This window comes from Proteus sp. G2673 (assembly GCF_009915125.1).
Classification (GTDB): Bacteria; Pseudomonadota; Gammaproteobacteria; order Enterobacterales; family Enterobacteriaceae; genus Proteus; species Proteus penneri.
Genome location: NZ_JAABLT010000024.1, coordinates 430,516 through 456,132 on the forward strand (window position 1 = coordinate 430,516; position 25,617 = coordinate 456,132).

Annotated in this window: 20 protein-coding genes, 1 tRNA gene and 2 pseudogenes; 13 read left to right on the forward strand and 10 right to left on the reverse strand. The window is 34.3% G+C overall.

Annotated elements, in window-relative coordinates; genetic code table 11:
- Nucleotides 1-241: 241 nt before the first annotated feature.
- Complete coding sequence (locus GWI59_RS16880) at nucleotides 242-1,126, forward strand: helix-turn-helix domain-containing protein (protein ID WP_161725147.1); 885 nt, start codon at nucleotides 242-244, stop codon at nucleotides 1,124-1,126.
- On the opposite strand, the gene GWI59_RS16885 is transcribed toward GWI59_RS16880, so the two are convergent.
- The 5 genes from GWI59_RS16885 to GWI59_RS16905 all read right to left on the reverse strand — a co-directional run bounded on the left by GWI59_RS16885 (nucleotide 1,120) and on the right by GWI59_RS16905 (nucleotide 10,049).
- Nucleotides 1,120-2,376 (reverse strand): Zn-dependent hydrolase, encoded by a 1,257-nt coding sequence (locus GWI59_RS16885; RefSeq protein WP_072063553.1) that lies wholly within the window; start codon nucleotides 2,374-2,376, stop codon nucleotides 1,120-1,122. The genes GWI59_RS16880 and GWI59_RS16885 overlap by 7 nt on opposite strands.
- Nucleotides 2,377-2,802: 426 nt before the next feature.
- Nucleotides 2,803-4,239, reverse strand: coding sequence for an HlyD family type I secretion periplasmic adaptor subunit (locus tag GWI59_RS16890; RefSeq protein ID WP_161671446.1), 1,437 nt, complete (start codon nucleotides 4,237-4,239; stop codon nucleotides 2,803-2,805).
- A gap of 18 nt (nucleotides 4,240-4,257) precedes the next feature.
- Nucleotides 4,258-6,381, reverse strand: coding sequence for a type I secretion system permease/ATPase (locus tag GWI59_RS16895; protein ID WP_161671445.1), 2,124 nt, complete (start codon nucleotides 6,379-6,381; stop codon nucleotides 4,258-4,260).
- Between the two features lie 68 nt (nucleotides 6,382-6,449).
- Nucleotides 6,450-9,524 (reverse strand): RTX family hemolysin, encoded by a 3,075-nt coding sequence (locus GWI59_RS16900; RefSeq protein WP_161671444.1) that lies wholly within the window; start codon nucleotides 9,522-9,524, stop codon nucleotides 6,450-6,452.
- 12 nt (nucleotides 9,525-9,536) lie between these two features.
- Complete coding sequence (locus GWI59_RS16905; protein WP_006534857.1) at nucleotides 9,537-10,049, reverse strand: toxin-activating lysine-acyltransferase; 513 nt, start codon at nucleotides 10,047-10,049, stop codon at nucleotides 9,537-9,539.
- A 531-nt stretch (nucleotides 10,050-10,580) separates the two neighbouring features.
- Between GWI59_RS16905 and GWI59_RS16910 the strand changes: the two genes are divergently transcribed.
- From GWI59_RS16910 to guaD, 4 genes are all read left to right on the forward strand, one after another.
- Complete coding sequence (locus GWI59_RS16910; protein WP_202608859.1) at nucleotides 10,581-11,141, forward strand: TetR/AcrR family transcriptional regulator; 561 nt, start codon at nucleotides 10,581-10,583, stop codon at nucleotides 11,139-11,141.
- Between the two features lie 45 nt (nucleotides 11,142-11,186).
- Nucleotides 11,187-11,612 carry a DUF417 family protein gene (locus tag GWI59_RS16915; RefSeq protein WP_161671443.1) on the forward strand — a complete coding sequence of 142 codons (426 nt, stop codon included), beginning with the start codon at nucleotides 11,187-11,189 and terminating at the stop codon, nucleotides 11,610-11,612.
- Nucleotides 11,613-11,912: 300 nt separating this feature from the next.
- The gene (locus GWI59_RS16920) at nucleotides 11,913-13,289 is read left to right on the forward strand and encodes a YadA-like family protein (protein WP_161671442.1); all 1,377 of its coding nucleotides are present in this window, start codon (nucleotides 11,913-11,915) and stop codon (nucleotides 13,287-13,289) included.
- A gap of 289 nt (nucleotides 13,290-13,578) precedes the next feature.
- Nucleotides 13,579-14,952: a guanine deaminase gene (guaD, locus tag GWI59_RS16925; RefSeq protein ID WP_161671441.1), complete on the forward strand. Its 1,374-nt coding sequence runs from the start codon at nucleotides 13,579-13,581 to the stop codon at nucleotides 14,950-14,952.
- A 201-nt stretch (nucleotides 14,953-15,153) separates the two neighbouring features.
- On the opposite strand, the gene rclR is transcribed toward guaD, so the two are convergent.
- Complete coding sequence (rclR, locus tag GWI59_RS16930; protein ID WP_161725150.1) at nucleotides 15,154-16,011, reverse strand: reactive chlorine-specific transcriptional regulator RclR; 858 nt, start codon at nucleotides 16,009-16,011, stop codon at nucleotides 15,154-15,156.
- A gap of 228 nt (nucleotides 16,012-16,239) precedes the next feature.
- On the opposite strand from rclR, the gene rclA reads away from it, so the two are divergent.
- The 3 genes and pseudogenes from rclA to GWI59_RS16945 all read left to right on the forward strand — a co-directional run.
- Nucleotides 16,240-17,565: a reactive chlorine resistance oxidoreductase RclA gene (gene rclA / locus GWI59_RS16935; RefSeq protein ID WP_161671440.1), complete on the forward strand. Its 1,326-nt coding sequence runs from the start codon at nucleotides 16,240-16,242 to the stop codon at nucleotides 17,563-17,565.
- Between the two features lie 410 nt (nucleotides 17,566-17,975).
- Nucleotides 17,976-18,071 (forward strand): annotated as a pseudogene (locus GWI59_RS17735) (ParA family protein); the annotation flags it as partial.
- 73 nt (nucleotides 18,072-18,144) lie between these two features.
- Nucleotides 18,145-18,345 (forward strand): annotated as a pseudogene (locus GWI59_RS16945) (phage integrase N-terminal domain-containing protein); the annotation flags it as partial.
- A gap of 261 nt (nucleotides 18,346-18,606) precedes the next feature.
- Here the strand turns inward: GWI59_RS16945 and GWI59_RS16950 are convergent.
- The 4 genes from GWI59_RS16950 to mutY form a co-directional block, all read right to left on the reverse strand.
- Nucleotides 18,607-18,682 (reverse strand) — tRNA-Phe (locus GWI59_RS16950).
- Between the two features lie 260 nt (nucleotides 18,683-18,942).
- A complete protein-coding gene (mltC, locus tag GWI59_RS16955) occupies nucleotides 18,943-20,013 on the reverse strand; it encodes a membrane-bound lytic murein transglycosylase MltC (RefSeq protein ID WP_006534841.1) in 1,071 nt (356 codons plus the stop codon).
- A gap of 63 nt (nucleotides 20,014-20,076) precedes the next feature.
- Complete coding sequence (locus tag GWI59_RS16960) at nucleotides 20,077-20,349, reverse strand: oxidative damage protection protein (RefSeq protein WP_161671439.1); 273 nt, start codon at nucleotides 20,347-20,349, stop codon at nucleotides 20,077-20,079.
- A 29-nt stretch (nucleotides 20,350-20,378) separates the two neighbouring features.
- Entirely contained in the window at nucleotides 20,379-21,419 is a 1,041-nt protein-coding gene (gene mutY / locus GWI59_RS16965; protein ID WP_115065137.1) for an A/G-specific adenine glycosylase, read from the reverse strand.
- Nucleotides 21,420-21,635: 216 nt separating this feature from the next.
- Here mutY and trmB point away from each other — a divergent pair, with 216 nt between their 5' ends.
- The 5 genes from trmB to GWI59_RS16990 all read left to right on the forward strand — a co-directional run bounded on the left by trmB (nucleotide 21,636) and on the right by GWI59_RS16990 (nucleotide 25,567).
- Complete coding sequence (gene trmB, locus GWI59_RS16970) at nucleotides 21,636-22,355, forward strand: tRNA (guanosine(46)-N7)-methyltransferase TrmB (RefSeq protein WP_161725152.1); 720 nt, start codon at nucleotides 21,636-21,638, stop codon at nucleotides 22,353-22,355.
- Nucleotides 22,355-22,681, forward strand: a complete 327-nt coding sequence (locus GWI59_RS16975) for a YggL family protein (protein ID WP_161725154.1) — start codon at nucleotides 22,355-22,357, stop codon at nucleotides 22,679-22,681. The genes trmB and GWI59_RS16975 overlap by 1 nt, the downstream gene beginning before the upstream one ends.
- Nucleotides 22,682-22,755: 74 nt before the next feature.
- A complete protein-coding gene (gene glsB / locus GWI59_RS16980; RefSeq protein ID WP_072063548.1) occupies nucleotides 22,756-23,682 on the forward strand; it encodes a glutaminase B in 927 nt (308 codons plus the stop codon).
- A 22-nt stretch (nucleotides 23,683-23,704) separates the two neighbouring features.
- Nucleotides 23,705-24,442, forward strand: a complete 738-nt coding sequence (locus GWI59_RS16985; protein ID WP_006534833.1) for a DUF2884 family protein — start codon at nucleotides 23,705-23,707, stop codon at nucleotides 24,440-24,442.
- 174 nt (nucleotides 24,443-24,616) lie between these two features.
- Nucleotides 24,617-25,567: a siderophore ABC transporter substrate-binding protein gene (locus GWI59_RS16990; protein ID WP_161725157.1), complete on the forward strand. Its 951-nt coding sequence runs from the start codon at nucleotides 24,617-24,619 to the stop codon at nucleotides 25,565-25,567.
- Nucleotides 25,568-25,617 lie beyond the last annotated feature (50 nt).

The following is a 25,617-nucleotide window of genomic DNA, read 5'->3' on the forward strand; positions in this document are numbered from 1 at the left end:
AACAGCACTTTTTGTTTTTTTATTGTTAATTTTTACTGCTTTAACCCTGGTGAGGTTACCTGCTAAAAGCAGGTTTATTGATATAGACTAACTTTTTGCTGCAAACTACTTTTATTTACTTCATTGTGAGGAAGGTGATTCTTTTTATTTTTGGTTTAATTTAAACTATCTGAACTGACGCCTTATTATTGTGCCGTTACTTTACCCTGGTACTTTGTGCATTTGGGAGCCAATTATAAATATGCCTTACATACTTAGAGAAAAAATAGATTACCAATCCATTGGATATCGCTTGCGTGCTTACCGTATAGCCTCTTCATTAAAAGCTGAAGATGTGGCTGAAAGCTTGGGTATTTCTCGTGCTGCTGTATATCGGTTAGAAAAAGGCGAAATTGTTAAAATTGAAACACTTGATAATCTTGCTAAATTATTAAATACCTCGTTAACCAGTTTGTTGGGTATTAATACTGAATATTATTCAAGTGCAAATGGCTTTTTTGAACGAATGCGCCAACTTGAAACTCAATCTTCACATATTTACACCCACTTCGAACCTTTCTCTTACTTATTAACTTCAGATTGTTATGACAAAACATTGGTTGAAATGCTAACTGAGGCATCACCTTTAAACCTTCTGTCTGAGAAACAACAAGAAGTTTTGTCTATTTTAAAAGAGCGTAAGAAACATCAGTCCTTACATTCACCTCATATTTATAACCTTATTAGTCAACAACAAATTGAGAAATTTCTTTATGTTGGCATGTTAGGTTCGGTTAATTTAACTAAAACACTTCAACAAGAAAGAAAAGAACGAGCAAAAAATGAAATTCTTCATTTAATTGAAAAGTTAGAACAAAAAAATAGTTATCTTAATATTGCAATCATTTCAGATACTATGCCGTCTTTAACTTTCCAATTATTCTATCAAGATAAAGTACCGCTTTCTTTAGCTGTTAGCCCGTTCCGCTTAGGTGAATTCCCTAATGTCAGTACGGGCATTGCCACTGTAACCTCTTCAACTGAGGCGATATTTCAATATCAATCTCTTTTTGATAAATTATGGTTAAAAGCGACCAAAGGGAGTGATGCAATTAACCTTTTAAAACAAATAGTCAGTCATTATTGATTTGCTAATGTACCTAATGTTTCTGCTAATAAATCTGCAGCGACAGCAATATCACTAAATTCGGTAAATTCATCTGGGTGATGACTAATACCAGCAACTGAAGGTGTAAAGATCATTGCTGTTGGATAAAGTGGCGCTATATTCATTGAGTCATGACCTGCGCCACTTAGCATTGTCATATAGCTGATATCGTGTTTTTGGCACAAACTTTCAATAACTTGGCAAATTGAATCATCTAATTTTACTGGCGATTCAGCAGAAATCGGTTGAACGTCAATAGCGACACCAAAATCTTTTTCTGCTTTTTCAACACTATTATTTAGGCGCTGTACAACACGTTGAATACTTTCTATATCAATACCTCGAATATCAACCGAAAATTTTACTTGCCCTGGAATGACGTTCATGGAGTTCGGGATAACATTGAGTTTACCCACTGTACCTACTGTGCCATAAACGGATTCAGTACATGCTGCACGGTTAATATCGGTAATAATCCCAGCGCTTGCTACTAGAGCATCTTGACGTTGATACATTGGCGTTGCACCAGAGTGATCCGCATGACCATTAACAGTAACTGAAAAACGTGTTGGTGCTGCAATACCGTTGACAATACCAATAGTTTTTTTGTCATTTTCAAGGCGTTTACCTTGTTCAATATGAAGCTCAACAAAGGCACTAAAACGATCTTTTGTGATTAAGCAATTATCAAAATTATCATGCTGATAACCTAAAGATTTTAGCACTTCAAAGAAGTTATTACCGTCATCATCTCTATTTTGTTCCCAACGAGCTTTATCTATTTTTCCTGTTAATACTTTACTGCCAATACACGAAAAGCCAAAACGACTAGATTCTTCTGCGCGGAAAACAACTAGTTCAAGGTCACGTTTAAGTTGTTGTGGTTTGTATTGCATTAAGGCATAAAATCCTGCGATAACACCTAAAGCTCCATCATAAGCGCCACCTTGAGGAACGGTATCAAGATGAGATCCTGTACCTACTGCCGGTAATGAGCGATCTTGACCTGGTAATCGTGCGTAAAGTGTACCAATACCATCACGATAAACTTCAAGACCCGCTTCTTTCATTAAACTAGCAAGATACAGATGTGCGGCTTCATCTTCTTCGCTATAGGCAATGCGAGTGATCCCCTTGCCACTGTTATCTTTTTTATAAATTTGCATTGTCTCGATTAATGCTTTCATATCATCAATCGAATAATGAGTTGCTGTATCTTGTTTAGTCATAAGGTAATTCTCCCGTGGTTTCTGTAATATCACTTTGTCTAAAAAATGAGACAATTTGAGGATTAAAAAAGCCATCTTCAAAGATGGTCACTGTTTTTATGATCATTGCTTATTATATTTACTGCTGAAGTTATATTTCGTCAATGATAATTAGGGTGAATTTCATATTCTGTGAGGTAGGTATTAATTAAAAGGAGATATATATCTGGAGTATTTCTTAAATGAATTTAAATTGTATGATAAATGTTATAAAACAGATCGCTTTTATTTATAATGCATTAGGCTTTATTTTTTATTTCACTTATTAAAAGTGAAGAGGGGAAGTAGATAATGCATTTAAGAAAGAAGATAGATAAATGACGCCTCTATAGTTTAGAAGGCGTCAATTTATTATATTTTTATATCGAAAATAATGGTAAATATAAATTATCGTTCACGTAAACTCTCTTTTACGGATTCTTCTAGAGGACTGAGAAGATAACTTATTACGCTCCGCATACCTGTTTTAATTTCAGCATTAACAGCCATACCTGAACTTAATGGAATATTTTTATTTCCAATTGATAAATTATTTTCTTCAATAGAAATAATAACATTAAAAACAAGTCCTAATTGTTGGTTTTCTATAGCATCTAAATTGATATTTTTTACTTTACCAACTAAATAACCATATCGAGTATAAGGAAAAGCTTCTACTTTAATAATAACGTCTTGCCCAACATCAATAAAACCAATATCTTTATTTTGTATTAATGCTGTGACTTCTAATGTATCATTTTCTGGCACTATTATCATTAGTGTCTCAGCGGTTGTTACAACACCACCTTCTGTATGTACTTTCAATTGTTGAACTTTCCCAGAAACTGGTGCTGTTATTACTGAAGCTTGTTGACGTTGTTCATTTTTCTCTAATTCTAGTGCTAATAACTTAACACTATCTGTTGTTTGTCTTATTTTATCTAAGATTTCATTTTTAAATAACTGAGTGACTAGTTGATATTCTTCTTTTGCTAATAAAATTTCACTTTCAATCTGCTCTAATTGAGTTTTATAAATACGTAGTTCATTTGCTGCCTCAAGGTATTTATTTTCCTGCTCAAGTACAGCATGTTTTGAAATAGCTTGCTTTTGCAATAAATTCTTAAAATCATCTAAACGACTCTTTTCAATTTGTGATAATTTTTCATAGCGATTTATGCGTGCAAGTATTGTTAACCTTTCTGCTTTTTTCTTATCTAAATTTAATTCTTTTTGATATTTCTGATTTTGCCAAGTTGAAAATTGTTCTTCAATTAAAGATGTTAAACGTAACATTTCATCTTCAGAAATATTTTGAAGATCGGGATCATTAGGTAATTTTATCTCTGGTAATTTATTTGATTCAATTGATTTAGCCAGCATTTGATAACGAAACTGTTCCAACTTCGCTTGTAGTAATGACGATTGCGATTTTAATGTATCAGCTTCGGCGCCTAATGCTGTAAGTTTTAATAATACATGACCTTTTTTAACTAACTCTCCTTCTTTTACCATAATTTCTTGAACTATTGAGTTTTCAATAGGTTTTATTTCCTTACTTCGCCCGCTTAATGCTAATTTTCCATTTGCAGTGGCAACAATTTCAACTTTACCTAAAATTGATAAAATAATAGCAATCACTAAAAAAGCCATAATAAAATAAGCGATTAAACGTGGGCGCTTAGATACGGGAGTTTCAATTAATTCCAAATGTGCAGGTAAAAATTCATGTTCATCTTTTTCACGTATAGGCGCATCTAATTGTTGGCGGATCTTCCAAGTTTCACTCCAAACTACTTTATAGCGTAAAAAAAATTCATAAACACCCATTAACCATGTTTTCATATTATTCTTCTCTTTTTATTAATCTGATTGTAATTGATGTAAATAGTGATATAGGCTTTCAGGATCAGAGAGAAGTTCCTTGTGTTTGCCTTGTTCGATAATTTGTCCTTTTTCCATGACTATAATGCGATCCGCATTTTTTACTGTAGATAAACGATGAGCAATAATAATGACAGTTCTACCTTGGCAAATTTTGTGCATATTACGCATAATGACATGCTCAGATTCATAATCTAAAGCACTGGTTGCTTCATCAAAAATTAAAATCTTGGGATTGTTGACTAACGCTCTCGCAATAGCGATTCGCTGGCGTTGCCCACCAGATAATCCCGCACCTTGTTCACCAACAATTGTGTTATAACCTTCACGTAATTCTGAAATGAAATCATGAGCACCGGCTAATTTTGCAGCATAAATAACTTTTTCTACTGGCATACCTGGATCTGCCAACGCAATATTATCAATAATACTACGGTTAAGTAGTACATTATCTTGTAATACAACACCAACTTGACGACGTAACCAGTTGGGATCGGCTAGTGCAAGATCATGTCCATCAATAAGTACTTGGCCATTTTCAGGAATATAAAAACGTTGAATTAGTTTAGTTAATGTACTTTTCCCTGAACCTGAACGTCCCACAATACCGATGACTTCGCCTTGTTTAATATCTAAGTTAATATTATTTAAAATAATTGGTGCGTCAGGTTTATAACGAAATCGAATATTACGAAACGAGATATCGCCATTAATTTCTGGTAATGCTAATTTTCCTTGATAACTTTCAGTTGGATAATTAAGTACATCACCTAAGCGAGTTACAGAAATACCGACTTGCTGAAAGTCTTGCCAAAGTTGAGCGAGACGGATCACTGGTGCAACAATTTGCCCTGCTAGCATATTAAAAGCAATTAATTGACCAATACTTAAATCACCAGAAATAACCAAATGTGCACCTAGCCAAAGATTAATAATCATAACGGCTTTTTGTATTAATTGGATCCCTTGTTGGCCTATAGTTGCTAATACCGTTACTTTAAATCCAGCTGCAACATAACCCGCTAATTGTTTATCCCATATATTTGTCATTTGAGGTGAAACAGCCATGGCTTTTATTGTGTTAATTGCTGTTACAGACTCAACTAGAAAAGATTGATTATCTGCATTACGAGCAAATTTATCATCTAAACGACGGCGTAAAATTGGACTAATAAAAATAGACCAGGCAGCATAACAAGGTAGTGAAAATAAAATCACTAATGTTAATTTGGGACTGTAATACCACATTACAGCAAAGAATATAAATGAAAATAATAAATCTAAAATGGAGGTTAATGCCTGGCCAGTTAGAAAATTACGAATTTGATCTAATTCTCTTACTCGAGCAACAGTATCACCTACACGACGACTTTCAAAATAAGAAATAGGTAGTGCTAATAAATGTCGAAAAAGTTTTGCACCAAGTTCAACATCTATACGACTTGTACTATGCGCAAAAATATAAGTACGTAAGCCACTTAATGTAATTTCAAATATGACTACGACAGCTAATGCAATAGTAATAATATTGAGTGTTGAGAAGCCTCTGTGTACTAAAACTTTATCCATAACCACTTGAAAAAAAAGTGGGGTAATTAAAGCAAATAATTGTAAAAATACAGAAACGATTAATGTTTCAATAAATATTTTTCTGTATTTAATAACAGCAGGAATAAACCAAGTAAAATCAAACTTTGCTAATTTACCTATGACAGAGGCTCTTGAGGTAATTAAAATAACTTTATCTTGATATAATTCGCAAAACTCATCCTGAGTAAGAACTCTTGGGTTTCTCTGTTCTAAATCATAAATTAAATAACGATTTGAGTCTTTACTTACTTTAGTTAAAATAAAATGCTTTCCATCTTCACGCCAAATTAATGCTGGAAGATAAATAAATTCTAATCTGTCTATTGTTTTTTTTACTGGCTTTGCTTTTAATTCCAGTGATTTTGCTGCAAGTAGCCATGAAGTTAAATCTAATCCTTTTCCACTAATATCAAATTTATGTCTAATTTCTTCAGGATTAATAGCAATGTTATGGTATTGGGCTAATATTTCTAATGCATATAACCCATAATCATTTTGATTATTAAAATCCATAGTGACTCCAAAAAAATAGCAATCCTATTTGACATAGTCTTATAAGATTGCTATTAAAAATTAAAATATTATGCTACAGAAAGAGCTAAATTTATTGCGTTACTAGCAATATTTATTCCATTATTAGAAGACATTAGTAACGAAGCAGCTGCAGGTTTTTCTTTATTGGTATCAAAATTACCAGCAGATAAAATAATTTTGTTAATCTCATTATTTAATGGATTTAGGTTATTTTTATCTGCATAACGGCTTAATGCATTATGCCCATACACATAATTAAGGCGATTCTTGCTTTGGTCTTTTAACGCATTTTCAAGAGATTCCGCTGTAATGACCCGACCATCTTTATCAAAGAGTTGCTCTATTTTATAGTTATAAGCACCTTTTTGGTCTTTTTTGAACCAATTTTTAAATGTAATACCATTTTTATTATTAGTTGAAATGATATTATTTTCTGCTTTATACATCACTAGATCATCGCCTTCTTGTTTAAATACAACATTCTTGAAGTCAATGTTTAGTAAGCCAAGTTTATCGTTATTTCCACCTTCATCTTCGATGATATGATGGCCATATTCAGCAAAGTAGCGGTAGATATCATCGCCATCGCCACCTTTTAGAATGTCATCACCTTCTCCGCCATCAAGTAGATCAACGCCTTCACTACCGTATAATTTATCGTTACCTTTACCCCCTAGTAGTATATTGTAACTTGTCTTATTACCTTGTACTTGTAACTCATCGTCACCATCTCCGCCACTTAGGTAATTATTACCGGTGCCTCCTATTAATTTGTCATTGCCATTACCGCCATATAATCGGTCATTACCGTGCCCACCTCTTAAAGTATCATCGCCATCATCACCATATAAACGATCGTGACCATCATTGCCTTCAATTATGTCATTACCTTTGGCGCCATGGAAAATATCATTGAATTTACTACCGAGGAAAGTATCGTTACGGTCACTACCAATAATTTCTTCAACTGAATACAAATTATCTATAGCTTTTAAATTTTGAGCATAAGTATGTTTAAATTCATAATGACGATATTGTATTTTTTCAGTTCTTTTCCCAACTGAATCTTGGCGTTCTTTCACTGTTTCTTGCAAGATTTTAACGTCACCACCTAGCAGTCTCGTAACGGTATACTGACCAGCTTCAGTTGCTTTTGTGCCATCAATAGTTAAATAGCCTGTGTCTGTTTTATCATAATAAACAATATCGTGACCTTTACCTGCAAAAACATCGGCAGAACCAGCAGCTAAGAAAACTTTGTCATCCCCATTACCTAATCTTGATTCAATACGAATTTCGCGATATTGGTTATTCGCAATATCTGCATGCTGGATTAAATTAGAGTAATCATATACAGAACCTTTATCTTTAGTTCCTTTTACAATCCATCGATCAACACCGTTGACTAATAATTCAGTCATATACTGATATTTCCCCGATTGTTTTCTGTGACGAATTTCTTCACCGGGTGTTAATATTGGGTTGATAAATTTAAGTAATGCTGATTTGTCAATATCAGAGATATCTACATTTCCTTTTAATGGATCAAATCTTTTTTTCTCAAATTCATCAGATTTTTTTTCTAAAAGTTTGCCTTCCTTATAATAATCAACATAAGCTTTACCACTAAATACTCTTGCTCCATTTTTAGTGACACTCGCTAATTCACCAATGAGGTCATCCCAATGTTGTTGTGTGATAAGAACAGATAATTCAGTAGAATGTTCTTTACTGTATTTAGATAATAATTTGACGTTATCTTCTAAGAATGCAGAGTGGCGGGCATCATATCCATTTTCAAAATAGTTTTTACCATGTTTTTTCTCCCATTCTGCAATGGTATTAGCCATTTTGTTTGCAACATGTTCAAACATAGACTGTTTTGACGCTTCTAAAATACCAGTAATAATACCTGATACTGCACCGACTAATGCACTGATTGGTGCACCAACAAGACTAGCTGTTGCCGCTGCACTGACACCCGCAGACACAGAATTTAATACTGTGCTAATAGTTGTTAATGCTGCATCAATAGCACCAGTTTCTTTACGGAAAGCAGCAAGTAAGCTATCACCTTCATAACCAAATTTTTTAAAGCGTTCAGAATATTCTTCGATTTTTTGGGCTCGCTTAAATTGATCTGAAATAGCTAAGAATGATAATGGGCTAATTGCTAATGAAACCGCGGAGGCAATTAAACCAAAACTTGCGGTCGAGGTTGATAACCCTTGAGCTGCGCGTTGTGCGATAATATATTGAGAAAAAGCTTTACCTAAATTACCTAATGTTTTTGCTGTCAATTCAAAGCCTGCAGCAACTTTTGTACTCGTATCGGCATTAGCATTACCTAAAATGAAACCTGCTGAAACAGCAGATAAAATACCAGAAATAGTATCTAACCCTGTGCCTATTTTTCCTAAATCAGGTAAGTTTTGTAATTTATTACCAATACCATTTAAATGTTTTGTATTAGATAATATGCTACCTAACTTATTCAATTGTTGTGAAAAAGCATCAATATTATTATTGATACTTGAGGCTGTATCTATGAGTTGATTAATGAGATCGATACTTGCTTTTGCTAGTTCTGTTGAGCTGACATCTTCACCATTTCTTTGTTTTTTTATTAACTCATTTATTTGCATTGACGAAAGTGCAGTCCCTAAAAAGTTTTGAAGGGTTGAAAAAATCCCGCCAACTTTACCTAAGTGACTTCCTAGATTTTCTGCGCTTCCACCAAGTTTATTACCCACGTTTGGATATTTCTGCAACAATTTATCTAATTGTGGTGCAAATATAGCGACTCCTCGTTCTGTTAATCCAAGTAATTTTTCGCCTGTTCCAAAAAATTGTTTGGCTATCTCTGTACTGTCTTTTTCTTCATACTGAACTTCAATACCAAGTTCATCTGCGGCTTTAACTAGATCATTCAGACTTGAACCTTGTCCTTGATAATCTTTAGGTATCAATAAAATAAGCTTATCACCAGCTTTGCGTGCTTGACCTGCTGCTTTTTTTAACGCGTTTTTTGTTGATTGTCCTGCGGACTGTAATTTTTTCGTCGCTGATTGTTTAGCTGATTGAAGCGATGTTTTAATTTGAGTGGTTGTTATTGTTGGCATTATAATTTACCTTTAACTTATCAATGAAAATTTAAAGTCGGGATAGTTTTTAACTTCAGTTATTAATTCATGGTGATATTGTTTAAATATTTTATTTGCCAATTGTTTATCTATTTTACCTCCGTGAAATTCTGACACTTTACCAATCTGAGTTTCAGGATCTACTCTGATTGCCCTAAATAATTCATTAGGAAAGTTTTTTCGCATATATTTATATAGTGCTCCGTTATCCCCAAAAGGGGCTATCCAATCAATGAACCATTTACGATCACCAGAAGTCCAGTCCTCTGCAATTAAAGAAGTCACATCATTTAGATATTTAACTTCATTTTCTAAATTTAAATTAGCCCAGCTACAATATGCGACAGGGAAACCATCTCGAGTTAATAAAGCATATTGGTTAGCTTGTATTGCGGGTAATACATTTATTGCGAATAAAGATACAGGCCAATTTCTATGTAAAGGGGAGCTTGCCCATAACCATACAATATGACCAAGAATATCTAATGAATTATTTCTATTCATTTTTTTTCCATGAAATATGTTTGATTGATAGATTTTGATAATAACTTTTCCGCGATTCTATAAAAAAAATAAAAATGAAAAAATGGAAAATTTTACGATTTAATATTTCTTTAATATAAATTTAATTTTTCTATGAAATAAAAAAATTCACATCGCTATTTGTTAGATGTTTGTTACTTCTGTGTATCTGTTTAACTTTTTTGTTTTCTTAGGATTTTTTTTATTTTATTGTTTTTATTTGATTTGTTTTTTTATTTTTTTTGTTTTTTTACTTTTTGTATTCATTTTTTTAAACTGATTTTGTTTTTTTAATGAATGTGATTTATTTTTTATTGACAGCCTACCTTCTGGTAGGTAAATTTTTTCTTTAAACTTAGGTTATATTATTTTTTATAGAAAGAATTTGGAGTAATTAACTTTTTGAAATCTCTCTAAAATAGAATTGATTTGATGATATGGCTTTATTTCTATAATGATAGAAGAATAATATTCTTATGTAATCGCATTATACCTATAAAACAAGGATTATTAATGACAACATATGATAAGATATTGCATCAGGCGAATATACTTATTCAACAACGCGGTTTTTTAGGGTTTAGTTATGCTGATCTAGAGAAGAGAATAGGTATTAGGAAAGCAAGCATACATCATTATTTTCCGAGCAAAATAGATTTAGGATTAGCATATTGTCAATATAAAAAAGAGGGATTTATCCGACTTGAAGGATCTTTATATAATATACCCTCTGGATTACAACGATTAAAAACGTATTTAAATGCTTTCTCTGATTGTGCAAAGAAAGGAGAAATGTGTGGTGTCTATGCGATGTTATCTGATAGCCATCAATTCCCGTTAGAGTTGCAAGAAGCCGTTAATTTATTGGCTGATTTTGAATTAAATATATTGAAGAATATTTTAATTTTTGGTCAAGAGAATGGTGATATTCGGCTTTTTTCTGCGGCTAATGAGCTAGCTGTAATTGTTTGTTCTTCATTGAAAGGAGCATTAATGCTTAATCGAATACCTCCGCATAATGCTTATTTTGAAACAGTAAAAATATTACTTACGATGCTTGATTCAAAGCAATAGATTTATCGTTATCTCACATCATTATTATCATTTTTAGAGGTTCTAATGAAAAATTTTATTAAACGTTTTATTAATTCAGATTACGATATCGTTTTTCTTCGATTATCCGTCATTGGCATACTCATGTTATTTGGTACTTATAAATGGTTTGATTTTGAGGTAATGGCATTAGAACCTCTTATATCTAAATCTTGGTTGAATATTTTATATACTTTATTTGGTGTGTATGGAGGAAGCTATTTCCTTGGTATAGTAGAAACCCTCACTTTTCTCGCTTTAATTGCAGGCTTTTATAAACCTGTGATTGGTATGATGGGAGATATCATCGTTATTGGTATTGGCGTTATTACTCTCAGTTTATTACCCCAGTTAGGAAAAGTTGATAGTTTTATTATAAAAGATATTCTTCTCATTGGTGCTGGTATCGTTTTACTTAAATATGATTTAAAACGTAACTTAACTATTTGTTAATAAATGTATTAAATATAAAATTATTCTAATTAAATGAATAATTATATTTTATACACTCAAACTTAATAATTATGATGTTAGTTTATCGCGTGATTATTTGTGTTGGTATTTTTGTTAGGGAAATTAAATAGACAATATACGATTTAATAAAAACAAATAGTTAAATATAAATTAAAAACATTTAATATATTTTTAAGTTAAATTATTGACAGGATTTTATTGAAAAAATAAAATCTGCCACCTTATTGTTCTAGTCATTTTTTATTTTCATTTACATTTATATATTATGGGTTTGTGATCATGAAGAAAACATTAATCGCTTCTTTAATTTTTACTTCTTGCGTAGCAAATAGCTATGCCGCAGATGCAACATATAATGCAGGTGATCATAGTAAAGCAGACAGTGATTATGCTACTGCTATTGGTGTATCGGCGAGTGCAACAGGAAATTCATCGTCTGCAATAGGTGCTAATTCATCAGTTAATGGCCATAATTCTGTTGCCATTGGTTCATTTAGTAAAGCTTCAGGTCATTCAAGTTTAGCTAATGGGGCAGCGAGCGAGTCGGCAGAAAATTCTACGGCTGTTGGTGCCGTTGCAAAGGCGACAGGAGAAAACAGTGTCGCTTTAGGGACTTCTACATCATCAAAAGGCCAAGATTCTATTGCTATTGGTGCAGGTGCTCATTCTGATATGGAAGGTGCTATCTCTATTGGATCTGATAGTCAGGCTATGCATATGGGAAGTGTTTCTATTGGCCATGCAAGTACTACTGATAGAGAAGATTCTGTTTCTTTCGGAAATGAAAACACAACAAGACAATTAACGAAAGTTAAAGCAGGTACAATGGATACTGATGCTGTAAATGTAAAACAACTGAAAGATCATACAGCACTAGAAATCACAAATAATAATAAAGTTATTAACCAACGCATGAAGGAAGTTGTGCAATTAGGGCAAAAGGCGGCTAACAACGCTGAAAGAAATGCAAATGACTATACAGATAGTCAGATAAATAAAAATAATATGGAGATTAATCAAAATATTGAAACTTCAAAAAATGAAGCGATGCAAGCTGGACAAAAAGCCGCTAATAATGCAGAAAAAAATGCAAACAATTATACGGATAGTAAAATCACTAAAAATAATATGGTGATTAATCAGAATATTGAAACTTCAAAAAATGAAGCGATACAAGCTGGACAGAAAGCCGCTAATAATGCAGAAAAAAATGCAAATAATTATACGGATAGCAAAATCAATAAAAACAATATGGTGATTAATCAAAATATTGATAATACAAAAAAAGAAATTATTCAACTAGGTGAGAAATCTATTAATAATGTAAAAAAAGAATCAATTGCATATACAGATGCAAAATTTAACCAAATTGATAATAGAATAAATTCATCATTTCAACAGTTGAATGACAAAATCGACGAGAATGCAAAGAAAGCTAATGCGGGAATTGCATCTGTTGCCGCAATGACTAATATTCCTTATGTAAATTATCAAAAATTTAGTGTTGGTGCTGGGCTTGGTAATTATAGAAATGGGAATGCTATTGCTGTAGGCATGCAGTATAAATTAAATGAAAATACACATGTGAGAGCATCTACATCATGGAATAGCTCAGATAGTGCAGTATTTGGTGGTGGTATTGCCATTGGTTGGTAATATACTGTGATAAAATGATTTCTATTTAGAATGATAATTCTAAATTTCATCTTAATTGTAAGAGATTTAATTGTTTTTTGTACACTGCTGTTATGGCAGGTGACTGTTTTTATTATTATTATCTCTATTATTATCTCTATTATTATCTCTATTTTTTCCCAAAAGTTGGGTTTCGATCCAACTTTTGTTTTTTTATATTTATAATTAATAGCGATGATGGGTATTAGGTTTTTCTCTAGTTTAAAAAAGAGAAAATAAGGATGGTATTATATATTTTTAGGAGAACGTAATGGTTAAAAATATTATATTTAGAGACTATGAGAAAGTAATTAAAGCAAAAGCTTTTACTTCATCTTCTGCAGACGAGTTGCATTTTATTGAACATTCTCTTATTTGTATTGATAAATTAGGTTTTATTGCAAAAATTTATCATTCTAATGAAGAAGATTATTTGCCTCTTCTATCTTGGGCTAAAAATAATAATATTCTTCACGAACTTAAATCTGATCAATATCTATTACCTGGTTTTATTGATTTACATGTGCATGCACCACAATGGCCTAACCTTGGTAAAGCATTAGATCTTCCTCTGGATCAATGGTTACAAGAATATACTTTTCCACTTGAAGCTCGTTATTCAGATTTAGAATTTACCCGTAAAACTTATCAGCATCTAGTGCAAACATTATTAGAAAATGGAACAACAACAGCTGTTTATTTTGCGACTATTCACAGAGAGTCGAGTGTAGAATTAGGGCGGATCTGCCTTTCTCTTGGGCAACGAGCTTTAATTGGTAAAGTGGCTATGGATGATCCTAATTCTTGCCCAGATTATTATCGTGATAAATCAGCTAAAAGTGCAATTGAAGAAACACATCTATTTATTGAGGATATAAAAAAATTATCGGGTAATGAGAATAATCAAATATTACCTGTTATTACTCCTCGTTTTATACCTAGTTGTACAACAGAGTTACTCAAAGGATTAGGAGAACTTGCACAAGAAACACATTGTCATGTTCAGACACATTGTTCGGAAAGTGATTGGGAACATAATTATGTATTAGAGCGGTATGGTGTAACAGATGCTCAAGCTTTAAATAATTTTGGCTTAATGACTCGTAAAACTATTTTAGCACATAGTAATTTAATTTCTGATGATGATATCAATATCATTAAATCTAAATCAGCAGGGATCGCACATTGTCCTTTATCTAATTTCTATTTTGCGAATTGTGTTTTTCCTTTGCGTAAGGCACTTAATCGACATGTTCATGTTGGATTAGGAAGTGATATAGCTGCGGGACATAGCCCTTCAATTTTTGATGCTTGTCGTCATTCAATTACAGCAAGTAAGGCGCTTAATGATGGTGTTAATTCACAATTATCAGCAGAACAACGAGGATGTTCTGGTTCTGAAATTACATTTAAAGAAGCTTTTTGGTTAGCAACAGGTGGTGGTGGTGAAGTGCTTGATTTGCCTATTGGCCAATTGAGAGAAGGATATTTATTTGATGCAATGGTTATTGATACCAATGTAACGAGTTCTGATATTCTTATTCGTGAAGAAGACTCTAGCCATGATATTTTACAAAAGCTTATTTATAATACTCAGCGAATTAACATTACGGATATTTGGGTTGGAGGAAAAAAGGTTTATTAATTATCAAAAAAATTAATATAGAGTATATGCAATAAATATATCGATTTTTTATTTAAATAATAATCCCAATTAATCGTTAATTAATTGGGATTGCTATTTATATAGAGTGAAATAGAGTTCTATAAATAATAGTGAAGCATTATTTTTTATTCAACATTTTATAAGGCAAAGCACATAAAGTATTTTTATATTTTATTGTGTTTATTCAGTCCCAAGTAATTTTATTTTTTTACGATATTCGCCAGGAGTACAGTTAAATTCACGTACAAAAGCCTTATGAAATGATGATTCATTGGCATAACCTACTGATTCAGCTATCACCACTATTGGTAATGTTTCACGAGATAAAGTTTGTGCAGCTATTTGTAGTCGTAACATTGTTAATACAGACATCGGTGTAGTGTTAGATATTTTACGAAAGAGTTGTGCAAAACTAGCTCGTGACATATAGCTCTGTTGAGCTAGCTCTTTAATTGTCCATGGGTGTGATGGATTTTCTATCATTTGTGAAATAACTAGACCCAGTCGAGGATGTAATAGCAAATTGAGTAGATTCTTCTCAGTAGTAACTTGAGTTAGCCAATTACGAATTGCAAGTGTGAATAATGTAGAACATTGCTGGCTACACAATGCATCGGACCCTAACATACTCGTATCAGATTCTTGTTGTAAAAAACAGATAACTTCCTTAAGCCAATAGAACTCTAAGCTATTATTTGATGGAGCTAGATATAGCACTTCAGGCAATGTGGTTAAAAAATGACGTGCTGAATATTGTAATCGTAGACTGCCACAAATAATGTGTGTTGGCTCATCTTCTAATTGATTTAAGCAATGAGCGGAATTATGAGGTAATAATACAATCCTTCCCGGTCTTAAGGTAAATGTTTGGCCTGTCGGTGTTTCTATTTTTGCGGCACCTTGAGTGACAGTATGCCAGCGAACCACTGAAAATTCCCCTGTTGTATGATGAATTTTCCAGCTATCACCTAAAAGGCAATTTTTATCGATTGCTCCTTCTAGTATATTCAGAATTAGCAAACGGCTAAGCGTATCCATATAAAGCTCCCGAATATCATATAGGATATGATGTTATATCTTCTTCATTGTATTTTGATTTTTCATTATCATAATATTGAAATTACTATTTTTTCAGTACTTTTTATGTTGACTTCAATATTTTAGACTCTAAGACAAAAATAGTCATTTTATGGAAAATTCGTATTTCTTCTTGTTCAACTATCATAGAGTAAATTAAATAAATATTTACTGATAGGTGGAATTAATATGAATAAATATCAGGCAGTAATTATTGGTTTTGGAAAAGCGGGTAAAACGCTGGCTACCACATTGGCTAAAGCTGGATGGCGCGTTGCTATTATTGAACAGTCAAAGAGTATGTATGGAGGTACTTGTATTAATATCGGCTGTATTCCAACTAAAACATTAGTACATGAAGCGCAATTACATAAAGATTTTTCTTCCGCAATGCAACGTAAAGCTGATGTTGTTAAGTTTTTACGTAATAAAAATTTTCACAATCTTGCTGATATGGATAACATTGATGTTATTGACGGTCGTGCTGAGTTTGTTGATAGCAATACGATACTTATACATCAGTCTAATGGTGAGTTGAAAATAGTGGGTGAGAAGATATTCATTAATACAGGAGCACAAACAGTGCTACCGCCTATTTCTGGATTAACCACAACTCCTGGTGTATATGATAGTACGGGAATACTTGATTTGGACTTTTTACCAACACACTTAGGTATCCTTGGTGGTGGGTATATTGGAGTAGAATTTGCATCTATGTTTGCTAACTTTGGTAGCAAGGTGACAATATTTGAAGCAGCCCCATTATTTTTACCTAGAGAAGATCGAGACATTGCGGATGCTATTGCCAATATTTTGAGTGAACAAGGGGTCGATATTATTCTCAATGCTAATGTGAATAGCATAAATCGAAAGGATGATAAAATTCAGGTTCACATGACTCATGGTTCACAGGATGTTGATATATTGTTGGTTGCTTCTGGTCGTAAACCTGCAATTGAACAATTACAGTTACAAAATGCGGGTGTAGCTGTAAATGAGAATGGCGCTATAATTGTTGATAAACATTTGCATACTACAGTAGATAATATCTGGGCAATGGGGGATGTTACTGGTGGACCTCAATTTACTTATATATCCTTGGATGATTTTCGTATAGTGAAAGATGAATTATTAGGCGATGGCAAACGTAGTACAGATCTACGGCAAAATATCCCTTATTCTGTTTTTATGACACCACCATTATCACGTATAGGAATGACAGAAGAACAAGCTGTGGCAAGTGGCGCTGAAATTGAGATTGCTACTTTGCCTGTTGCTGCGATCCCAAGAGCTAGAGTTATGAATGATACTCGCGGTATATTGAAAGTAATAGTTGATCGCAAAACACGGTATATTCTTGGTGCTTCATTACTATGTATTGAGTCTCATGAAATAATTAATATTATAAAAATAGTAATGGATGCAAAATTACCATTTACTGTGTTACGAGATCAAATATTTACCCATCCTAGTATGAGTGAATCGCTTAATGATTTATTTTCATTAATAAAATAAGAAATATATTTATTTGTTTTGAATTTATATAATTGTTTTTTGATTGTTTACCACCCTCCTAGAGGGTGGTGTTATTAAAGAGTATATTATCAAAGCTATCGGTTATGAGAGAGATATTTATATACTTAAAATTTAATAAATTGATAAAATAATAGAATGTTTCGATATTTTTTGATTTTTTGATTTTTTGATTTTTTGATTTTTTCTTATTTTTTTGCACTATTATTATAGTGTCTTATATGTGTCGGGCGTTTTCATTTTACATAAACCTCAGAAAGCAAAAAACTAGCTCTAAGGCTGGTTTTTCTAAATAGAGGTGTTCGAACTCGGAATCGAACCAAGGACACGGCGATTTTCAAGCTTAAAGCATAAATAAACGTAGGTTATCTGAACTAATTCAGGTGGCTTATATGCAGGTAATTTCAGTTATTTCTACAAAAGGTGGGGAAGGTAAATCCACTTATTCTGCAAATCTCGCAGGAATATGTGCTGATGCAGGGTTAAAACACTACTTATTGATGCAAACAGTGGATCTTAATCATCCAGAACGATTAATTTTCCATACTTGTATTCGTAATCCATATCGAGCTTCATATCAAAAGTCGTCAGGAAGAAGGTATTTCAAAAAGAACACTTCAAAACGAAATGGCAGGCATTCGGAGTATTTTAGCAGTTGCTGGCAGAACAAAGCCTGCCTCACCTCAACATGAAAAGCTAAGTAATCATGCGCTTGGTTTATCAAATGCGAGCCGTGATGGCACGAAAGTAGCTATTAGCGAAAGAAGCACAAAAGGTAGGAGTAGAACCGACAGATCAAGTGTTCAATGTTGGGTGGCTTGATGTGATGAAAATAACAGGAGGAGTATCAAGATTTGACAGTGATTAGGAAAGAAAGTAAAAGGTACAAATAAAAAAACAGCCTTGATTTGAGCAAGACTGTTTAGTTTAAGAGTTTCAACATAAAGTGACAGTGCCAAATTATATTTTTCCACTCTTGTTTGCCCTCTCAGTGATTTAAGTCACTGACGAACAAAAGAAAGATGGTGCCCGAACTCGGAATCGAACCAAGGACACGGGGATTTTCAATCCCCTGCTCTACCGACTGAGCTATTCGGGCAACGGGGCGTATTAAACCCGATATCGCTTTGCTCGTCAACGTTATTTATCACAAAACCGTTTGATTGCTGTTTTTTTAAACTTATTGATTAATAAAACGCTATTTTTCATAAAAAAAGAGCAAAAGTGAAGTTAAAAAGGTTTAGTGGTATACATAACAAATGATGATAGAAATGTGATAAGACGAGCTATCGCATCGTAATTATAGAAAAGCTTCCCCAAACTTATTGAGGAAGCTTTATTTTTTAGACTAATTATTAACTAACGATAGTTACGTTGAGCTGTACTGACCTTCTCAAGATAGCGACGAGATTGGTCGGCAGGGTGCTTATTACGTAATGTGGTATACACTTGCGTTGGTTCTAAGTTGTTAATCATGGCAGCTGCTTGTTTCTTATCGTTATGGAAGATCCGTAACACACTACCTGCACCACCGTTATAAGCCTGTATAACGGCATAGCGGCGGGAAATAGGATCTTTGATATCACCAAGATAGCTGTTTTGTAGTATTGAAATATAAGCAGCACCTGCATCGATATTATTAGCAGGATCAAACAAGTAACTGCGGCTTGGTTGTCCTGATTTACCTTGCATACGGAATACATCTCGACCAGCCGTTGCTGGCATGATCTGCATTAAACCTAGAGCATCAGAACTACTCACGGCATATGGGTTAAAACTTGATTCAATTTGCATAATAGCTAGGATAAGCGAAGGCTCAACACCATATTTAGCTGCCGCTTGTTGAACTAACGGTAAATATTTATGAGCACGTTTATCAAGGTGGTTAGGAACAAGATTAATGGTGACATACCAAATTGTATTTATACCAGATTGGCGTTTTTGTAATTTATTAGCAATCAGGTAATCAGCAAACTTATTGGCTCTCCATTCCCAGCGTATAGGTTGCCCTGTATTATCAAGAACCTGCCCAGATAAAAAAGGTTCTGTACTGTGAGGGATGTTATTGACATCAGAATAGAGATCGATAGAGCCTGGATCTTCGCCCATCAATAACGTTGTGACAATCGCTTTATGTAATTGAAATTGAGGAGCATCACCACCTAATGTTTCTATCGTGATGGTACCCGCTTCAAAGTTAATATGACTACGGGTTTTATAAGCGTCAGTATATTTTACGTAGTCTTTAGGACCGGCTATTAAAACTTCCTTCATACCCCAAATCATTTCGATATTATTGGCAAATTGTCCCATAAGAATATCGAACGCATTGGTGTCCTTTGCATAATCAGGTTCAAATGTCTTAGAGGGTTGGCTACTACATGAAATGAGTAGTGGGGCGATAATTAGCAAGAGAAGGATTTTTTTCATGGTCAATTGAATCGCTATGGTGAATAAAATACCAGAGCCTTAAAGACTCTGGAAAAGTGAATATTATTTTTCAGGTGGAGTGTAGCCGTCAATATGAACATCATGGCCTTCAAATAAAAATCGTACCATTTCTTGTTCTAATAGTTTGCGATCATCAGGGTTCATGGTGTTAAGTTTTTTCTCATTGATAAGCATGGTCTGTTTTGCCATCCATTGGCCCCATGCTTCTTTTGATATCTCATTGAAAATGCGCTTTCCAATTTCTCCTGGGTACAACTGAAAATCAAGTCCATCAGCTTCTTTGTTTAGGAAAGTACAAAAAATAGTTCTGCTCATAATAAATCCTCAATATCGCAGGGATTAGCTTAGGCTAATTGTCTAAGTAAATTCTCTACAGGTGCTGCTAACCCTATGTTTGCAGGAGCCTGTAAGTTATACCAAAGTCCTTTTTGCTCCTCCATCATAGAGGTAAACGCTGAGAGTTTTACGCAAATTGGCACAATATCTAAATGAAAGTGGCTAAAAGTATGCCTAAATGAAATTAGTTGTTCTGATTCATTATTATCGAGCCCATGCTCAGTTAACCACTGTTCTAAAAGCGCTTTTGTTTCAAATTGAGGAAAGGCAAATAATCCCCCCCATATTCCTGCTGGCGGTCTTTTATCTAACCAAACCAGATTATCATATTGTAAAATAAGAAAATAAGTTATTTTCTCTGGGATAACTTTTTTAGGTTTTTTCCCAGGATAATCCGCCCAATTGTTTTGAGCATAAGCGATACAACCTGTATTTAGTGGACATAGTTCACATTTAGGTTTGCTTCTAGTACAAACCATTGCACCTAAATCCATCATTGCCTGATTAAAATACTCGACACCTACAGTTGGGGTAACGTTTTCGCTGATCTCCCACAATTTTTTTTCAACTTCTTTTTTACCCGGCCAGCCTTCAACGGCATAACAACGAGCTAAAACACGTTTCACATTACCATCAAGGATTGGGTAAGGTTTTTTCAGTGATAACGATAAAATAGCACCAGCAGTTGAACGCCCAACACCCGGTAAAGCACAAACGTCCTCAAAGGTATCAGGAAACTGTCCTTGATGTTTATCTACAATGTGTTGTGCTGCTTTATGTAAGTTTCTGGCTCTTGCGTAATAACCAAGGCCCGTCCATAAATGAAGCACTTCATCTAATGGTGCTTTAGCTAACGTAGCGACATCAGGAAAGCGTGAAATAAAACGCTCAAAATAAGGAATAACCGTTGCAACTTGGGTTTGTTGTAACATTACCTCAGATAACCAAACGTGATAAGGCGTTTTTTCTTGCTGCCAAGGGAGCGTTTTACGCCCATATTTGTGATACCAATTAAGTACGACTTGCGAAAATTGCAGTGCTTCCATCATGTTTTATTTTATTAACTCATGTTCTGATTAAGATAAGATTGCACCACAGAGAGAATAAACTGTAAACACTCTTAATATTTATCTTATAGAGTGATGCTTCTATAAACGACTCTTGCTAAACTTAGTGATCTTTGGATAATGTCGGTTAAGTTGCACTATAGCGACATTATCACGGTTTTAAGTAAATAATTGGCCTAACGACTGACAGTATTAGACATGATCAAAAATGTAATTTCTCCGGAATTCAATGAAGAAGGGCGTGCCTTACGACGCGTTCGTAGTTTTGTTCGTAGACAAGGCCGTTTAACGCCTCGTCAAGAGCAAGCATTAGAAACACAGTGGCCTGTCTTTGGTATTGAATATCAACCGGAACCCATCGACTTCAGTCAGGTTTTTGGACGCGAAGCGCCTGTAATTTTAGAAATTGGCTTCGGCATGGGCGCATCGCTCGTGACTATGGCAAAAAATACACCAGAAAATGATTATTTCGGTATTGAAGTACACGCACCGGGTGTGGGTGCTTGTCTGGCAAGTGCTGAAGAAGAACAAGTAACTAATTTGCGAGTCATGTGTCATGATGCGATTGAAGTACTCAATCACATGATCCCAGATAATAGCTTAAAAATGGTTCAGTTATTCTTTCCTGATCCGTGGCATAAAGCGCGTCATAATAAACGCCGTATTGTTCAAGTGCCTTTTGCAGAATTAATTTTAAAAAAATTAACGTTAGACGGTGTTTTTCATATGGCGACAGATTGGGAACCATATGCAGAACATATGTTTGAAGTGATGACAAGTGTTGAAGGTTATCAGAATTTGTCAGAAACTCAGGATTATGTACCACGACCAGCAACACGCCCAGTGACTAAGTTTGAGAAGCGTGGTCATCGTTTGGGGCATGGTGTATGGGATCTTATGTTTAAGAGGGTAAAATAATGGCTAAACAACGTAGTCGCCGTTTACGCAAAAAAATGCGTATCGATGAATTTCAGGAATTAGGTTTTTCAGTTAAATGGACTTTCCCAGAAAATACCCCTATTGAGGAAGTGGATCGCTTTGTTGATGAACTGATCCTCAAAGTCATTGAGCCAAACGAGCTGGCATTTGATGCAAGTGGTTACCTGAGCTGGGAAGGCCTAATCTGCTTACAACAAATTGGTAAATGTACAGAAGAGCATCGCCAATTAGTCGAAAACTTCCTAAAAGAGAATAAAATGCAAGATGTACAGACCTCTGAACTATTTGATGTTTGGTGGGACTGATAGAAAGTTATACATTTAGCAAATAATTACAAGGGCATCCAAAAGGATGCCCTTGTCTGTCTGGGGAAGGGACTGTGACTACAACGTTATCTAACGCATTACTGTCAGATATTTTGCAACAAATTCGCCCATTAATCGGGCAAGGAAAAGTCGCGGATTATATCCCCGCGTTAGCCCAAGTATTGCCAGAACAGCTTGCTATGGCTGTTTATACGGTGGATGGTGAACTCTATCAATCGGGTATGGCAGACAAACGTTTTTCTATTCAATCTATTTCTAAAGTACTTAGTTTGACACTCGCCTTAACTCGTTATGAAGAAAATGAAATTTGGCAACGAGTAGGAAAAGAGCCTTCAGGTCTGCCTTTTAATTCCTTAATACAATTAGAGATGGAAAAAGGGATACCTCGGAATCCTTTTATTAATGCAGGTGCTATTGTTATCACTGATATGTTGCAGTCTCGATTAAGTGCACCAAAGCAAAGAATGTTAGAAGTTATTCGCTTTTTAACGGATGCTCCTGATATTTGTTATAACTCAGTGGTTGCAAAATCAGAGATGGAACATCTTAATCGAAATGCATCAATTGCTTATCTGATGAAATCTTTTGGTAATTTTGAGAATGATGTTATTACGGTGCTGGAGACTTATTTTCACTATTGTTCAATAGAAATGAGTTGTACTGAATTAGTGCGATGTTTTAGTTATTTAGCTAATCAGGGGGCAAGTGTTGGGAATAAAAATCAGATTATTACGCCAAGACAAACCCGCCAAATAAATGCGTTAATGTTAACTTGTGGTATGTACGATGGTGCCGGTGAATTTGCATTTCGTATTGGGATCCCAGGAAAATCAGGTGTTGGAGGTGGCATTATTGCTGTCGTTCCTGATGCTTTTACCGTTGCAGTTTGGTCACCAGAGCTGGATAAATCAGGTAACTCATTAGCAGGTTGTGCAGCACTTGAATTATTAGCAAACAAAGTTGGGCGTTCGATTTTTTAGCCATGTTTTCAGGAGAGTTGTTATGAATTTAAGAAATGTTGCTGTTGCACTGTTTTTTGTTGCAGGCTCTGCCAATGCATCTCCCAGTTTTGATTGTGCTGTAATGCCAAAAGATGATTTACGCATAACCTCTGAATTTGTTGAAGTCGCTGGTTCAAATGGTTTAATGGTAATTTATCCTGACGGGTCATTATTTCAAAATGAAAAAAGCGCCACATTGACACCACAGCAACAAGAATTAGCCAAAAAATATCAAGCTACAGTAAGACGAGACGTACCTTGGTTAAGAACTGAAACAGGGGCAAAACTGCAAGATTCTCGCAAAGTACTTGATAAAGTAGTAATCGAAGCTTTTGGTAAAGAAAGCAATATCCTCAATAGATTAAGTAGGTTAGAAAAAGATCTTAATCAACAAATGGATAGAGTGGTTAGCATAGAACCAAATAACATCACCTTTCATGCTCAAGCGATTAAAGAAGTTGAAGCTAAAGGCCGTGAAATCGTAGAGAGTAGCCTTGGTGGTATGTTGCAAGACAGCATTAATGAATTGGGGAAAAAACAGTTATTAGCAGCTGCTGGTGGTGACAGTAAAAAAGCATTAGGTGGGTTATTAGGAAGCTTAGATGGTTTCCAAAAGATTATAGATCAGGAGTGGAAGCAACAAGAAGCAGCGTTTACTCAATTTGGTCAGCAAGCTTGTAGTAAGATAACTCAAATGGAAAATCAGCGAGTTGAATTAATTAATGCATTAAAGAAGTAGCTGCTCCATTTCTCTAATGATTGAGTTATTAACCAGATAGTTAATAAGCTTTATAAATGACGAATTCACAATAATTGAAAATAACAATGAAAATCATTCTTATTCAATTGACTTGTGAAGGGAGCTGTTTAGAATGCCCTGTTTGAGTATTCCACTTAAACAGGGCAAAAATTAATGAAGAAGATCCTTCCTTTAGTTATCGCATCTATCCTTTCTGTAACGAGCTTCTCTGTGTTAAGCAAAACGCCAATTGAATATCAACCTAACCAAGTTATTAGTCAGCAGAGTGACAAGATGGTGATTAAACATCAGTTGGGTGAAACAACGGTCGCTAAGAACCCATCAAAAGTGGTTCTATTTGATTTTGGTCTCTATGATTCTTTAGTTCAGTTAGGTTTAGCCGATAAAGTGGTCGGGTTACCGTTAGGTAATGCGCCTGCTTATATTAAAGGAAGTATTGCAAGTAATGTTGCTAATGTCGGTGGCATGAAAGCACCTGACTTAGAAAAACTAGCTGAAATTAAACCTGATTTAATCATTATTACTGGTCGACAAGGTGCCTCTTATGAGGCTTTAGCGAAAATTGCACCTACTGTTAATTTAGGTACTAATAGCGCTAATTATCTCAATTCAGTTGAGTCGAATATCAAATTATTAGGTGAGTTATTTGATAAACAGCAAGCGACTCAAGAACAAATAGCTAAATTAAATGCCGTTATTGAGCAAGCTCAGAAAAAAGCCACTGGATCTGATAAAAAAGTATTAGTGTTATTACACAATGCTGGCAATTTAATGCCTAATAATCAAAGTGTTGTTTATGATGTTGTTAAAGCAAAAAGAGCAGAATTACCACCTGTTGCCGAGGAAGATAAAGGTAAACGTCGTGTAGTTACATCAGAAATGATCGCAAAAGCTAATCCAGATGTTATTTTTATTGTGGATCGTAGCGAAGCGATTGGCGCGGATAAATTAGAAAAAAACGCATTTGAAGATGATGCTATAAAAACAACTTCAGCCTATAAAAATGGAGATATCGTTTATCTGCAAGCTGATCTTTGGTATCTCTCTGGTGGTGGTTTAGATAGTTTAACTAAACAAATTGAAGCAGTAGAGAGTGCGCTTTAATTGATTAATTTTTAAGGTTTGTTATTAAAGAGAAATGCCCAACTGAGAAT

Excerpts from the sequence above, each read along its gene's own strand:
- GWI59_RS16880 (WP_161725147.1), top strand. The coding sequence starts at position 242 with ATGCCTTACATACTTAGAGAAAAAATAGATTACCAATCCATTGGATAT.
- GWI59_RS16885 (WP_072063553.1), bottom strand. The coding sequence starts at position 2,376 with ATGACTAAACAAGATACAGCAACTCATTATTCGATTGATGATATGAAA.
- GWI59_RS16890 (WP_161671446.1), bottom strand. The coding sequence starts at position 4,239 with ATGAAAACATGGTTAATGGGTGTTTATGAATTTTTTTTACGCTATAAA.
- GWI59_RS16895 (WP_161671445.1), bottom strand. The coding sequence starts at position 6,381 with ATGGATTTTAATAATCAAAATGATTATGGGTTATATGCATTAGAAATA.
- GWI59_RS16900 (WP_161671444.1), bottom strand. The coding sequence starts at position 9,524 with ATGCCAACAATAACAACCACTCAAATTAAAACATCGCTTCAATCAGCT.
- GWI59_RS16905 (WP_006534857.1), bottom strand. The coding sequence starts at position 10,049 with ATGAATAGAAATAATTCATTAGATATTCTTGGTCATATTGTATGGTTA.
- GWI59_RS16910 (WP_202608859.1), top strand. The coding sequence starts at position 10,581 with ATGACAACATATGATAAGATATTGCATCAGGCGAATATACTTATTCAA.
- GWI59_RS16915 (WP_161671443.1), top strand. The coding sequence starts at position 11,187 with ATGAAAAATTTTATTAAACGTTTTATTAATTCAGATTACGATATCGTT.
- GWI59_RS16920 (WP_161671442.1), top strand. The coding sequence starts at position 11,913 with ATGAAGAAAACATTAATCGCTTCTTTAATTTTTACTTCTTGCGTAGCA.
- guaD (WP_161671441.1), top strand. The coding sequence starts at position 13,579 with ATGGTTAAAAATATTATATTTAGAGACTATGAGAAAGTAATTAAAGCA.
- rclR (WP_161725150.1), bottom strand. The coding sequence starts at position 16,011 with ATGGATACGCTTAGCCGTTTGCTAATTCTGAATATACTAGAAGGAGCA.
- rclA (WP_161671440.1), top strand. The coding sequence starts at position 16,240 with ATGAATAAATATCAGGCAGTAATTATTGGTTTTGGAAAAGCGGGTAAA.
- mltC (WP_006534841.1), bottom strand. The coding sequence starts at position 20,013 with ATGAAAAAAATCCTTCTCTTGCTAATTATCGCCCCACTACTCATTTCA.
- GWI59_RS16960 (WP_161671439.1), bottom strand. The coding sequence starts at position 20,349 with ATGAGCAGAACTATTTTTTGTACTTTCCTAAACAAAGAAGCTGATGGA.
- mutY (WP_115065137.1), bottom strand. The coding sequence starts at position 21,419 with ATGATGGAAGCACTGCAATTTTCGCAAGTCGTACTTAATTGGTATCAC.
- trmB (WP_161725152.1), top strand. The coding sequence starts at position 21,636 with ATGATCAAAAATGTAATTTCTCCGGAATTCAATGAAGAAGGGCGTGCC.
- GWI59_RS16975 (WP_161725154.1), top strand. The coding sequence starts at position 22,355 with ATGGCTAAACAACGTAGTCGCCGTTTACGCAAAAAAATGCGTATCGAT.
- GWI59_RS16985 (WP_006534833.1), top strand. The coding sequence starts at position 23,705 with ATGAATTTAAGAAATGTTGCTGTTGCACTGTTTTTTGTTGCAGGCTCT.
- GWI59_RS16990 (WP_161725157.1), top strand. The coding sequence starts at position 24,617 with ATGAAGAAGATCCTTCCTTTAGTTATCGCATCTATCCTTTCTGTAACG.